Source organism: Methylobacterium sp. Leaf113 (genome assembly GCF_001423325.1).
Taxonomy (GTDB): domain Bacteria; phylum Pseudomonadota; class Alphaproteobacteria; order Rhizobiales; family Beijerinckiaceae; genus Methylobacterium.
Window position 1 is genome coordinate 333,733 of sequence record NZ_LMNJ01000012.1, and the last position, 12,648, is coordinate 346,380.

General features: G+C 60.8%; 15 protein-coding genes and 1 tRNA gene. 6 read left to right on the forward strand and 10 right to left on the reverse strand.

All coding sequences use genetic code 11. From position 1 onward, the window contains the following. Positions 1–125: 125 nt before the first annotated feature. A complete protein-coding gene (locus ASF60_RS10685; RefSeq protein ID WP_056184185.1) occupies positions 126–449 on the reverse strand; it encodes a rhodanese-like domain-containing protein in 324 nt (107 codons plus the stop codon). Positions 450–513: 64 nt separating this feature from the next. Continuing rightward, positions 514–1,848 (reverse strand): glycosyltransferase family 4 protein, encoded by a 1,335-nt coding sequence (locus ASF60_RS10690; RefSeq protein WP_156633983.1) that lies wholly within the window; start codon positions 1,846–1,848, stop codon positions 514–516. 119 nt (positions 1,849–1,967) lie between these two features. Between ASF60_RS10690 and ASF60_RS10695 the strand changes: the two genes are divergently transcribed. Next, on the forward strand, positions 1,968–2,837 hold the full coding sequence (locus ASF60_RS10695; protein WP_056184189.1) for an MBL fold metallo-hydrolase: 870 nt from the start codon (positions 1,968–1,970) through the stop codon (positions 2,835–2,837). Between the two features lie 6 nt (positions 2,838–2,843). On the opposite strand, the gene ASF60_RS10700 is transcribed toward ASF60_RS10695, so the two are convergent. Beyond that, positions 2,844–3,548: a glutathione binding-like protein gene (locus tag ASF60_RS10700; protein WP_056184191.1), complete on the reverse strand. Its 705-nt coding sequence runs from the start codon at positions 3,546–3,548 to the stop codon at positions 2,844–2,846. Positions 3,549–3,742: 194 nt separating this feature from the next. Between ASF60_RS10700 and ASF60_RS23545 the strand changes: the two genes are divergently transcribed. From ASF60_RS23545 to ASF60_RS10710, 3 genes are all read left to right on the forward strand, one after another. Further along, positions 3,743–3,976, forward strand: coding sequence for a hypothetical protein (locus ASF60_RS23545; RefSeq protein WP_082507858.1), 234 nt, complete (start codon positions 3,743–3,745; stop codon positions 3,974–3,976). Between the two features lie 41 nt (positions 3,977–4,017). Further along, positions 4,018–4,221 (forward strand): hypothetical protein, encoded by a 204-nt coding sequence (locus ASF60_RS10705; protein WP_056184194.1) that lies wholly within the window; start codon positions 4,018–4,020, stop codon positions 4,219–4,221. A 97-nt stretch (positions 4,222–4,318) separates the two neighbouring features. Beyond that, a complete protein-coding gene (locus tag ASF60_RS10710) occupies positions 4,319–4,570 on the forward strand; it encodes a pilus assembly protein PilZ (RefSeq protein ID WP_056184196.1) in 252 nt (83 codons plus the stop codon). 173 nt (positions 4,571–4,743) lie between these two features. On the opposite strand, the gene ASF60_RS10715 is transcribed toward ASF60_RS10710, so the two are convergent. Then, positions 4,744–5,010: a hypothetical protein gene (locus tag ASF60_RS10715; RefSeq protein WP_156633985.1), complete on the reverse strand. Its 267-nt coding sequence runs from the start codon at positions 5,008–5,010 to the stop codon at positions 4,744–4,746. Positions 5,011–5,399: 389 nt separating this feature from the next. Here ASF60_RS10715 and ASF60_RS10720 point away from each other — a divergent pair. Together ASF60_RS10720 and ASF60_RS10725 are read left to right on the forward strand one after the other, a co-directional pair. Next, positions 5,400–5,476, forward strand: a tRNA-Pro gene (locus tag ASF60_RS10720). A gap of 36 nt (positions 5,477–5,512) precedes the next feature. After that, positions 5,513–5,824 carry an ETC complex I subunit gene (locus ASF60_RS10725; RefSeq protein ID WP_056184359.1) on the forward strand — a complete coding sequence of 104 codons (312 nt, stop codon included), beginning with the start codon at positions 5,513–5,515 and terminating at the stop codon, positions 5,822–5,824. A gap of 227 nt (positions 5,825–6,051) precedes the next feature. Here ASF60_RS10725 and ASF60_RS10730 read toward each other — a convergent pair whose 3' ends face one another. From ASF60_RS10730 to ASF60_RS10755, 6 genes are all read right to left on the reverse strand, one after another. After that, positions 6,052–7,623, reverse strand: a complete 1,572-nt coding sequence (locus tag ASF60_RS10730) for a SpoVR family protein (protein ID WP_056184200.1) — start codon at positions 7,621–7,623, stop codon at positions 6,052–6,054. A gap of 62 nt (positions 7,624–7,685) precedes the next feature. Further along, positions 7,686–8,987, reverse strand: a complete 1,302-nt coding sequence (locus ASF60_RS10735) for a YeaH/YhbH family protein (protein WP_056184202.1) — start codon at positions 8,985–8,987, stop codon at positions 7,686–7,688. A gap of 105 nt (positions 8,988–9,092) precedes the next feature. Beyond that, the gene (locus ASF60_RS10740) at positions 9,093–11,039 is read right to left on the reverse strand and encodes a PrkA family serine protein kinase (RefSeq protein WP_056184204.1); all 1,947 of its coding nucleotides are present in this window, start codon (positions 11,037–11,039) and stop codon (positions 9,093–9,095) included. A gap of 199 nt (positions 11,040–11,238) precedes the next feature. Further along, complete coding sequence (locus tag ASF60_RS10745; protein WP_056184207.1) at positions 11,239–11,673, reverse strand: hypothetical protein; 435 nt, start codon at positions 11,671–11,673, stop codon at positions 11,239–11,241. Positions 11,674–11,788: 115 nt separating this feature from the next. Next, on the reverse strand, positions 11,789–12,319 hold the full coding sequence (locus ASF60_RS10750) for a MerR family transcriptional regulator (protein ID WP_082507859.1): 531 nt from the start codon (positions 12,317–12,319) through the stop codon (positions 11,789–11,791). 7 nt (positions 12,320–12,326) lie between these two features. Next, the gene (locus ASF60_RS10755) at positions 12,327–12,647 is read right to left on the reverse strand and encodes an integration host factor subunit alpha (RefSeq protein WP_056184209.1); all 321 of its coding nucleotides are present in this window, start codon (positions 12,645–12,647) and stop codon (positions 12,327–12,329) included. Between the last annotated feature and the right edge of the window lies 1 nt (position 12,648).

Here is a 12,648-nt window from a genome sequence, read left to right on the forward strand (position 1 = left end):
CATATGGTTATTCCCTACGATGCGCCAGCTAGAGGTACGGCGCGTGGCATGTCGTGCGCTGCCACACATGATCAGCGGAATGCAGATGTTCGGCTGGACGATCTTTCGGCTCGAACTGATTCTGATCAGATCTCGATTGGCTCGCCTGAGCTGGCCCAATCCTTGAAACCGCCGGCATAATGTTCCTCGATGGACAGACCGGCTTGCTGCGCCGCGGACAGAGCGTGGACGGAGCGCACGCCCGACATGCAGGAAAAAACCGGACGCCGGCCGTCGCGTACGACCAAGTCAGCGATTTCTGCGGCGTCGAAAGTCGAGAGGGGATGCGTGATCGATCCAGGGATATGTCCCTGATCGAACTCGTGTTGTTCCCGTACATCGATCAACAGGAGCGATCGGTCGGCTAAGCCGGCCTTGATCGTATCCCGGTCCAAGCCGACAACCTTCATCCGTTCGGTCCCTGTCTGATGCCTGCCAGTGCCGGCGACCCCGGGTGACGCCTGTTCTTATTCGTCAGACGTCAGGACCGCAAACGACCCGCGCCAACACATCCTCGACCGTTGCGAAGTGATTTGTCCAGGTGGGCAGAGACCGGCCCGCCATCCGTTCGACCAAGGTACGACGCATTGCCGAATTCGGCTGCGCGAGGTTCTCCACGGTTTGTCTCCAGCCGAGACCATCGAGGGGATCCAGGAAGTGTGCAAATTCGCCGCCGATCTCGCGATGCACCGCAAGGTTCGACGCGACCACGGGAAGTCCACTGGCTGCCGCCTCCACGATGGGAAGCCCATACCCCTCGGCGAAGGACGGCATCAGCAGCGCCGTGCAAGAGCGCAGGAGTGCCGCGAGACCGTGGGTCGACAGGCCACTCACTTCGGTGACGCGCATCGCCATCGCGGGACAGCGCTCCAGCATGTCGATGATGTTCTCTGCTTCCCAACCCCGTCGGCCGACGAGCACCAAGCGTGGCGTGTTCGCGCCGTGGCGTTCGTGAAGGTCGCGCCAAAGATGCAGCAGCAAGAGATGATTCTTACGCGGCTCGATCGTGCCGCAGACGACGAAAGTCGGTCGATGGGGAATTCCGTAGGTCCCCTCTCCGAGGGGCTGGAACACTGGCTCAACGCCGAGCAGGGCCGTCGTGACGGACCGTTTTGGTAAGCCACGTGCCTCACAGTATCGGGAGAAGCGGTCACCGACATCCCGCGAATTGACCAGCACATGCGAGGCGTGGCGCGCGATGGTGTCCATCCGGATCCGGTGCCGCTCCGCTTCCCCCGGCCGACCGTATTCCGGGTAGTCGATCGGGATCAGGTCGTGGACGAAGAAGACCGCACGGATATCGCGGCGGTCGTAGAGCCAGTCGAAACGCTCGGGCTTGTCGAGGCGCAGGTGCGAGGTGTGCAGATAGATCGTGCCCTGGGGCAGTATGTCGGGTCCGCAAGCGGGCAACACGGTCGCTGCCGTTTCAGCCTGGATGCGGCGCCGTGTCGTGCTGCTCTGCCTGCGCGCCGTCTGCTTCGTACCAATTTCCGTCGGGCTGTCACTCAGCTCGGAAGCCAATCGGCGATAGATCGGGTCCTGCAACGCATTGAGATCCTCGACCCAGCCCTCTGTCACCGCATCGACGATGCGGATCGCATCCTCCCTGTTGAGGACCTTTGGTCCGAGAACGGTCGAGACCAACCCGAAGCGTTCACCGGCCTGCCCCAAAAAATGGCGTGCATAGGCCAGATCCACCCGGTCGATCCCGCTCGGGCTCGCGTGCCGCAGACGCGTGATCAGGCGCGTCAGGTCGAAGGCAAGGCTCGGAACGGGTCGATGCGCGAGCTGCAAATTGGGAACAGGCATGATCCTCCGGTCGAGTTCAGGCGGACGGCCGTATGGCCACGGTCCGACTTTGGCCTATATGCCGATGCCTCAGCCTGAGGCTACCCGCGGCCTTTGCCGCCAACGAGAGCGACGGTCCCGTGTCTCCCGGATATCTGCCCTTCGCCGGCGCCCTCGATCTGCCAGCTTACACCTGCGACAATTGTGGATTTTGGCAGCGCCACTTCGAGAAGCCACCGGCTTGCCCGATGTGCCTCGACGCGCGCCACGTGGTGCCACAGAAAGGCTGGCAGTTCTGGAGTGAACGCGAGGCCCAGGACCGATTCCCTTGTCACTGGGAAGAACTCGAGGCTGGGATCTGGCGCTTTTGGAATGATCCCGTCTCCGGGATCGGTCCCAGCGCCTACCTGATCCAAACGCCAACCGGGAACATGGGATTCGAGGCCTGTCCGGTCTTCAGCGAGGCGGCACTCCAGCACATCGCTGCCCTCGGAGGAATGCAGGTGTTGTCCTCATCCCATCCGCATGCGTACGGGGCGCTTGTGCAATTACAGGATCGCTTTGATCCCGAACTCTGCCTGCCTGCTTCGGATTTCGTCTGGAGTGCCGCCCTGCAGGTCTCCTGGCCCTACGATGATTTCCTGGAGCCCCTCCCCGGCCTAGAACTGCACCGGACCGCCGGCCATTTCGACGGCCATGCGATCCTCTTCGATCGAGCACGAAAAATCGTGTTCTGCGGCGACGCGCTGAAGTTCGAACTCGATCCGCAAGATCTTCGCAAGGCACTCACCATTTCCGCGCACAAGGCTTTCGTACGCGGAGTGCCACTGACCACGAAAGAGTTACGACGCTATCGGGACGTTTTTGCGCAACTTGACTTCACCCAGACCTGGACACCTTTCGAACCGACTGCGAATTGCGGCCGGGCCGAGGTCCTGGCTCTTCTGGACGGTATGTTGGCAACGCGTCCGCATGCCGCCCCCGTGCCGCTCGACAGCCTCAAGCGTTGACGCCTCTTATCCTCGCGTCGCCGCCGTCTGGCCGAACATGACCTTCTTGGCATCCTCACTCAGCGCTTTACCGAAGTCAGGATTGATCTCCGGGGCCCGAGCGTAGGCAGTCTTGGTTGCCGGCCGCTCGGCGATGGCATGGAACCAGCGCTTGAGATTCGGGAAATCTTCCAGGGACTGCCTCTGTTTCTCGTGCGGTACGATCCACGGATAACATGCCATGTCGGCGATGGTGTAATCCGCCCCGGTGACGAAGGAGCGGTCCGCAAGGCGCCGATCAAGGACGCCGTAAAGTCGGTTGGTCTCCTTGACGTATCGTTCGATGGCGTAGGGCACGGTCTCCGGCGCGTACTGGGTGAAGTGGTGGTTCTGACCGAGCATTGGTCCGAGACCGCCCATTTGCCAGAATAGCCATTGCAGGACCTCTGCGCGGCTTGAAATATCACTGGCAATGAAGCGCTCAGTCTTTTCGGCCAAATAAAGCAAAATCGCGCCAGATTCAAAGAGCGAGATCGGTGGTCCGCCACCGGTTGGCTCACGATCGACGATCGCCGGCATTCGGTTGTTTGGCGAAATATTCAGGAAGTCCGGCTTAAATTGATCACCTTTGCCGATATTTACAGGATGAAGAGTGTAGGAAAGGCCCGCTTCCTCAAGGAACATCGTCACTTTGTGGCCGTTCGGGGTCGGCCAGTAATACAGATCGATCATTGCGCTCTCCGTGGCAGGCGCACGACGGGCGGGACCGATCGCGCCCGTTGGTGACGTGGTGCTCCTACAGCGTTAGGTCAAGCTTCTCGCATGGCAGTGGGTACCAGCGCTCGGTCTATCCAATGCGATGTATTTGCAAAACGATAAATTGAGAGCTGTCATGCTTGCCTTACTTGTGATGCGAGGAGGAAGCAATGGTCAGCGCAATTTCGGCCAGCAGCGGCGGTCTCCTGGCGGCGACACAGCGCTACGCCACGGCGGCCGAGGGGATATCCACTTTTGGTACCAGCCTGCCAAGTGCAACCCAGGTCGATCTTTCGACAACGGCTGTTCAGCTCATTCAAGAACAAGCGAATATCGGTCTAAATACGGCAGTTCTAAAGTCAACTATCGATTCGGAGCGCCAAGTTCTCGATATCCTGGCGTAACGAAGCGGAGACCATCGAAATGTTTCGAAGGATCGACGCCTATGGCAATCACCATTCCCATCACGCAAGTGGGTCTCATCCGAGCCATCGAGATCCTGCACGATGTCCGAAATACCGCGGCTCTCCGCCACGAGACCGAGCCGCGAACTGTTTCAGTTGTCGTTGAGCCGTTTCAGCAGAGCCTGGATGCGAGAGGTGGCGATGAAGTTCCGGGGCAGAGTCGCCTTGTCGATGTGCGCGTCTGACCTTCGAGGCCAGTAGGTGCTTTTCCGCGGTCTCGACGAAGGATCGTTAACGTCCACCGCGTCTACTGCCTTTAGACACTAAGCCGGGAGACGTAGGGTGGAGCAGAATCGTCGGGCGGCCCGGCGCTCGGATGCTTTCCGTATAGGTTCGTTGGCACTGGACGTTGGTACCTCTGCAATTGACTGCCTTGTTTGGAATCAGTCGGAGACCGGTGCGCAGATTGAGGTCGAGTCACCTGCAGCCGTGCCGGATCAGTTCACCCTGATGATGTCCGCCTATGCTAAGCCGCGCCGCTGCCACGTCGTTTGGCGCGATGGACGGAAGCTCGGGATCACCTTCGTGATCTGATGGCGGGCGAAGGCGGACAACCGTCATTCGTTCAGGGTTTAGAACGTCCAAGCCAGGCAGCAACTCAACGGAAAATTCGAGAACGACACGGATCCGACCAAGCCGAGAGCTCGGTGGGATCCGTGTCGTTCTCGAGTTATTTACGTCCAATTTCCACCGCCCAAGGCTGCCTGTTATGCTGCCTTGGAATCTTTCCCGCCCGCGGTAGTCGCCTGTTGCATCATCTCACCAGAAACCCGACCCTTCGTGGCGATGTCACGCAGAGATTTGACCATCGCGTCGGTCTGGTCGCTGCTGCTCTGGTCGAAGCCGGTTCCGGTAGCCCAATCCTCGCCACGCCGCGCCATGAGCACGAAGGCTGCCAAGCCACCAAAGAGGCTTCCCATCAAAGGAGCACAGATTAGTGCAGTCCAGATGCCTTGCGGCAGCAAGATCGCCATCGTCAACACGCTTCCACTGATGGCTGCTAGTAGGATCAAAATCATCGCTATGCCCTCGCTAGAGATTCTATAGCATGCTCCGACCTCAATTGGTCCTTCGACTGCGATTATCGTGACCAGTGAGTTAAGGTGCGTTTTTCTGGTTATTGAATCCTGGCTGGTAACGGGCAGTCTTACCGGAGCATTCAGCAAAATCTCGGGTCGGTACTTGGTCCCGCGGTTGCCCGCAGCATTAATCGCCAAAGGGGTATCATGCGGGGGGGGGGGGCGGCGTTTTTCGGTTCTTCCATGGAACGGGTCAGTTGGAGAGCCTCATCGGCGACATCCCGTTCGGCACCTGTTGCCATTTCCGTCTCGAAACCGTACGTCCCCTCTACGCGCAAGCGTGTCGGGGTGTAGCGCAGTCTGGTAGCGCATCTGGTTTGGGACCAGAGGGTCGTAGGTTCGAATCCTATCGCCCCGACCATTCGTTTGCCGCGGCTTTCCGGAGTTGGACCATCCGATGTCGAGCGCCCGCATTTATCAACCCGCGAAGGATCCGACGCAGTCCGGAACTGCGCGTGCGAAGGTTTGGGTGATCGAGTTCGATCAGACCTTGCCACGCGAAACGGACCCACTCATGGGCTGGACCGGCTCGTCAGATATGCTGCAACAGGTTCATCTCGAATTCGAAAGCAAGGAAGAGGCGGTAGCGTACGCAACCCGCTCAGGTCTCTCCTACCGGGTCGAGGAGCCGCAGAAACCGATTTTGCGTAAAGGATTGTCCTATTCGGACAACTTCAAGTTCAACAGAACGGCGCCCTGGACCCATTAAGACGAAGGGTTGCGCTCGTCAAAGCTGGATCAGAACCGTAACTGCCCCGAAGATCAGGACTGAGCCGACGGCCGCGGCGAGGAGGATCAAAGCGGCACGCGATTCGCGTAGATCGTTATTCATCATGGGAATAGACTATCTCGCCTCGTCGGCTTCGCCAATCTACCTTGGGCAAAACGCTGTCGCCCGAGTCGAAAAATCGCTTCTCGTTTGTTAGTGGCATGAGCTTAGAAGAAGATCGGCCTTGCGGTGGCGTGATGCTCCACAAGGACCGTATCGTTGGCTGGATCGATTTCTTTCAGAACCGCATCGTAGCCCCAGAGATCGGCCAAGTGCTGCAGCACCCGCTTGGCATCGTCTTTTTGAAGCGTGATGCGGTTCAGAGCGCGGTGATGCACGATGAGGCGCCGATCGCCTTCGAGATCGACGTCCACCACTTCGATGTCCGGATCTAGCCAAGCCACATCGTATTGCCGGGCGAAGGAGCGACGCATCCTGCGGTAGCCGCGCTCGTCGTGAATCGCCTCGACGTAGAGCTCCGACGCGTCCGGATCGTCAACAACGTGGAATAGGCGCATGTCGCGCATGAGCTTAGGCGACAGGAACTGGGCGATGAAGCTCTCGTCGCGATAGTTCGCCCAGATGTCGCGTAGGGTCGCCATCGCGTCGCCTGTGCCGGCGATCTCTGGGAACCACTCCCGATCCTCCTCGGTCGGCTGCTCCACGATACGGGCGATGTCCTGCATCATGGCGAAGCCGATGGCGTAAGGATTGTGGCCGTTATAGCCGCGCTCATTGTAATTTGGCTGACGCACGACGTTGGTGTGAGACTGCAGGAACTCAAGATAAGCTGCCTCCCCAATCAGACCTTTCTCGGAAAGGGAGTTCATGATCCGGTAATGGCAATAGGTGGCGCAGCCCTCATTCATCACTTTGGTTTGGCGCTGCGGATAGAAATATTGAGCCACGAGGCGCACGATGCGCAGAATCTCACGCTGCCAAGGGCGCAGTCGGGGCGCGGCCTTCTCGAGAAAGTAGAGGATGTTTTCCTGCGGGAGTTCGAGCAAGGCCTTGCGCCGCTCCGCTGCCGCATCCGGTCGCCCGGTCGACACCTTCTGCGGCAGGGTGCGCCAAAGGTCGTTGTAGATTTGCTCGCCGTGTTCAGCGCGCTCGCGCTCGCGGCGCTGCTCGGAAGCGAGATCGGGTCGCTTCTTTCGCGGGTAGCGGTGGACCCCCTGGCTCATCAGCGCATGAGCGGCATCAAGCACGGCTTCCACTGCCGCATGGCCGTAGCGCTCCTCGCAGCGCGAGATGAAACCCTTGGCGAAGTCGAGATAGTCGAGGATGCCTTCAGCATCAGTCCATTGCTTGAACAAGTAGTTGTTCTTGAAGAAGTGGTTATGGCCGAAGGCTGCGTGGGCGATAACCAGAGTCTGCATCGTCGCCGTGTTCTCCTCCATAATGTAGGAGATGCACGGGTCCGAGTTGATGACGATTTCGTAGGCAAGTCCCATCATCCCACGCCGGTAGCCGGCCTCGTGCTGGGCGAAGTGCTTGCCGAACGACCAGTGCTTGTAGAACAGCGGCATGCCGATCGACGCGTAGGCGTCGAGCATCTGCTCGGCAGTGATGATCTCGATCTGGTTCGGATACCAGGACAAGCCGAGGTCCCGCGCCTCGGCTTCGCAGGCGTCATGGATGCGCCGAATCGTGTCGAAGTCCCAATCGTTCCCGGTGAAGAGCGGATCCTGCCCGCCGGAGATAATCTGGGGCGTGGGACGGATAATGCTGCCGACCATGCGATTTACGCCTTCCTGGAGGGTGACTGTCCCGCGCGGCCAGTGTGGCGATACGCGGTCGCCTAAGCCTCGGCTTCGGCCCGGGTGTCCTTGCGCCCGAACAGTTCGCGGAACACCGGGTAGATGTCGCGGCGGTGATTGACCTTGCGCATGGCGATGGGCGCGCCCGTCTTCGCCAAGCCCTCGTAGGTGCGCCACAGGGTGGTGCGGTGCTCGACGAATCCGGCCCGAGGGCCGTTCTCGTCGCCGACCTCCAGGTAGGCAAAGTGCTGGCAGTCCGGCAGGATATGGGCGCGCAAGAGTTCGGTCGAGGTCGGGCCGTCGCTGGAGACGTTGTCGCCGTCGGAGGCCTGCGCGGCGTAGATGTTCCAGTCGTTCGGGTCGTAGCGCTCGGCGATAACGCGCTTCATCTCAATCAGCGCCGAGGACACCAGGGTTCCGCCGGTTTCGCGCGATCCGAAGAACGTTTCCTCGTCCACCTCGGTCGCCTTGTCGGTGTGGCGGATGAAAACGATCTCCACGTGCCGGTAGCGCCGGGTCAGGAAGATATGAAGCAGGATGTAAAACCGCTTGGCCAAGTCCTTCATATGCTCGGTCATCGAACCCGACACATCCATCAGGCAGAACATCACTGCCTGCGCTACCGGTCGGGGATATGGCTCGAAGCGGCGGTAGCGGAGGTCGAGCGGGTCGACGTAAGGAATGCGCTTCGTACGCTCCCTCAGACCCGATAGGGCCAGCAACATGTCAGGCAGGTCGGGATCGCTTGACGACGCGGCGGCAATCCGCGCTTCGAGGGCCGCGATCTCGTCGGGCTTCGGCCGCTTCAGGGCGATGCGGCGCGACATCGAGTTGCGGAGGGTGCGTGTCAGCGCGAGGTTGGCGGGGGAGCCCGAGGTTGTGTAGCCAGCGCGGCGCAGCCCTTCCGTCTCCACCACCGAGAGCCGGCGCTTGGCCAGATCCGGCAGTTCGAGGTCCTCAAGGAAGAGTTCGAGGAACTCGTCTCGGGTGAGCACGAAGCGGAAGGCATCCTCGCTGTTCTCGGAGCCCTCCCCGCCCTCCCCCGACCCCTTGCCGCTGCCACCCGAGGGCGGACGCTCGATTCGGTCGCCCTCAACGTAGGTCTTGTTGCCAGGCAGGATATGGTCGTGAAGGCCGGTGCCGGGTTGGCGTGCGAAGCGCGGCTCCCGAACCCCATCGACCGGGACCGAGACGCGGCCGTCCTTACCGAGGTCCTTGATGTCCTTTTCCCGCGCGGATTCCCGCACGGCCCGCTGGGCCACATCCTTCACTCGGCGCAGGAAGCGCTGGCGGTTTGCGAGGCTCTTGCCCCCGGGATTCAGGCGACGATCGACGATGTGCATCCGGTGTGTGTGCCTTCGCCCTCGGAATCAATGTGGGATCGACTGGCCGGAGCGGCCATTGGAGTGGCCGCCCCTTCACCTGTAGGACGGGACGTATTGCGCGCCCTAGCCTGCCTGCTTCACCCGCATGTACCATTCGACCAGACGGCGCACCTGCCGCTCGGTGTAGCCGCGCGACACCATTCGGTCGACGAACTCGCCGTGCTTCTTCTCCGTCTCGCCGTCCTTCTTCGAGCCGAAGGAGATAACGGGCAGGAGTTCCTCGACCTGACTGAACATGCGTCGCTCGATGACCTCACGCAGTTTCTCGTAGGACGTCCATGATGGGTTGCGGCCGCCGTGTTGCGCTCGAGAGCGCAGCGCGAATTTGACCACCTCGTTTCGAAAGTCCTTCGGATTGGCGATGCCCGCCGGTTTCTCGATCTTGGTCAGCTCCTGGTTGAGGAGTTCGCGGTTGAGGAGCTGGCCCGTCTCGGAATCCTTGAAGTCCTGGTCCTCGATCCATGCATCGGCGTAGTCGATGTAACGGTCAAACAGGTTTTGTCCGTAGTCGTGGTAAGATTCGAGGTAAGCTTTCTGGATCTCGTGTCCGATGAACTCCGCGTAGCGCGGAGCCAGCTCCGTCTTGATAAACTCCAAGTAGCGCTTCTCGGTTTCCGGAGGCAGCTGTTCGCGCCGCAGGGATTGCTCCAGCACGTACATGAGGTGGACCGGATCGGCCGAAACTTCCGTGGTATCGTGGTTGAAGGTCGCTGCCATCACCTTAAAGGCGAAGCGGGTAGAGATCCCGTCCATGCCCTCGTCAACGCCAGCAGCGTCCTTGTATTCCTGCATCGAACGGGCGCGAGGATCGACCTCGCGGAGGGATTCACCGTCGTAGACCCGCATCTTCGAGAAAGCATTGGAGTTGGCGTGCTCGCGTAGGCGCGAGAGCACCGAGAAGCGTGCCAGCATCTCCAGGGTACCCGGCGCGCAGGCAGCGTCGGATAGTTCGGATCCGGAGACCAGCTTCTCGTAAATCCGCTGTTCCTCGGTTACCCGAAGGCAGTACGGCACCTTGATCACGTAAATGCGATCGATAAAAGCTTCGTTGTTCTTGTTGGTCTTGAAGGTCTGCCACTCGGACTCGTTCGAGTGAGCCAGGATGATGCCTGTGAATGGGATCGCCCCGATGTTTTCGGTACCGACGTAGTTGCCCTCCTGCGTGGCGGTCAGGAGAGGGTGCAGCATCTTGATCGGGGCTTTGAACATCTCGACAAATTCGAGAACGCCCTGGTTCGCCCGGTTCAAGCCACCCGAGTACGAGTAAGCATCAGGGTCGGCTTGCGAGAGGGTCTCGAGGCGACGGATATCGACCTTGCCGACGAGACTGGAGATGTCCTGATTGTTCTCATCGCCGGGCTCGGTCTTGGCGATAGCGATCTGGCGAAGGCGCGACGGCCGAACCTTGATCACTTTGAATTTCGAGATGTCGCCGTTGAACTCGTCGAGCCGCTTCAGGGCCCAGGGGCTCATCAGTCCGGTCAGGCGGCGCTTGGGGATGCCGTAGCGCTCTAGGATTTCGGTTCCCATCGCCTCGGGGTCGAACAGCCCAAGGGGACTCTCGAAGACCGGGGAGACCTCGTTGCCGGCCTTCAGAACGTAGATGGGGTGGGTCTCCATCAACGCCTTGAGGCGTTCGGCTAGAGAGGACTTACCGCCGCCGACGGGCCCAAGCAGATAGAGAATCTGCTTGCGCTCTTCCAATCCCTGCGCCGCATGGCGGAAGAACGACACGATGCGCTCGATCGTCTCCTCCATTCCGTAGAACTCGGCGAAGGCGGGATAGATGCGGATGGTGCGGTTCATGAACACGCGCCCGAGGCGCGGGTCCTTCGCGGTGTCTACGAATTCCGGCTTGCCGATGGCTTCCAGGATGCGCTCGGCTGCGGAGGCGTACATCAGCGGCTCGTCGCGGCACGCCTCGAGATACTCGGAGAGGCTCATCTCCGTATCGCGACGCGCCTCGTAGCCACGGGCGAAGCTCTGAAACAGGTCGTTCGTCGACGGCATAGGCTTTCCGATCCCCTCACGACAGCGACAGCTTCATCCTGTCTCGCCTTGGATGCAACTGACAGGCCCAGTTTTGTCGCAGCGCATTCACGGCGGAATTTGACCGCACGATGCGTGCGACAGGGCAACACTCCGGCCTGCCCCTTGGGTTCGGTGTGGGGGCACGCGGACAACGCCACGCCGCGGCCCCGACTGCGGCTCAAAGGTCGGTGGCATCCTTCTTCGCCGTCGAATCAGGTTTTGCTGCGCCAACCGTAATCTTGATGTTCTGGGTCTGGACGTTCCCGTCAGAATCCTTGACGTCCACCGTCACTTCGTCGGCGCCGGTGAAGCCGTCCTTACTCTGGTAGAACACGGCCTGCACTGCGGCCTCCTTGCCCGGGCAACGATATTTCGCCGGCGTCTTGAGCTTGCCGACCTTCGTGATGAGCGAGCCGTTCTTGGGCGCACCGCTGACCCGGATTTCCGGCATCGGACCTGTCGAACAATCCTTCTTGAGGTTTGGCACGATGGCAAGGCGTACGCTTTTGCCGCTGGCGGCGGTCTCGCTGCGGGTGACCGTGGTCTGCGCCAGTGCCGGTCCGGCTAGAACGACGCTGACGGCCAGGAAGGTGAAGGAACGGGCAAGCAGCATGCGGACGAACTCCGATCACGCCGGACGATCCGCGCGGGACGCGGTGGATTCGGTCCGGTTGTTGAGAATGTGGTGATCGTGAGCGCGACCGTCGAGTGGGCGATGGGTCGATCCCTCAGTAGCAGGCTTTACTCTCGGGTAGCCTCCGCAGGTGGGCGATGGCTTCGCGGCACGCTTGTAGATCACCGAGGACGCCGACCAGGACTGCCCGCTGCTTTGGGCTCAGGGGCTCGGCCGCGGGGAGCTCGACATGTTGAACATCCACGTCGGCATCCTGAATCGACGGTGCGGCCACGACGGCTTCGCCGCGTCCCACCGACTGAACGAAGCGGAGGCCGCGTTCACGCAGCACCCGCTGGGCGCCCTTGATGGTGTAGCCCTGCCCATGGAGGAGGCGCTTGATGCCCTTCAGCAGGGCAACGTCTTCGGGCCGATAGTAGCGCCGCCCGCCCGCCCGCTTGATGGGACGAATCTGAGCAAAGCGCGTTTCCCAGAAGCGTAGGACATGCTGAGGCACGTCCAATTCGTCGGCGGCCTCCTTGATGGTGCGGAACGCCCCAGCGCTCTTCTCGAGCGCTTCCCGCACAGCAGGGGCTCCCTCGCAATGGGACTCGTTGATGTCGTCGATCCGCGTGGCGAGGGACATGGCAGGCCTACTCGTCGTCGTGTTCGCCCGCGCCGTTGATGCCGTTGATGCGGGCCTTCAGCACATTTGAGGGCTTGAAGACCATGACTTGGCGCGGTTCGATTGCAACTTCGACACCGGTTTTGGGATTGCGGCCGACCCGGCGGCCCTTGCTTCGAACAACGAAGGATCCAAACGAGGATAACTTCACCGTTTCGCCGCTGGCGAGGCAGGTACAAATCTCGGATAGAACCGTCTCGACCAAGGCTGAAGACTCAGTGCGTGACAGGCCAACCTGCTGATAGACGGCCTCGCTCAAATCGGCGCGTGTGACCGTCTTTCCCGTCATG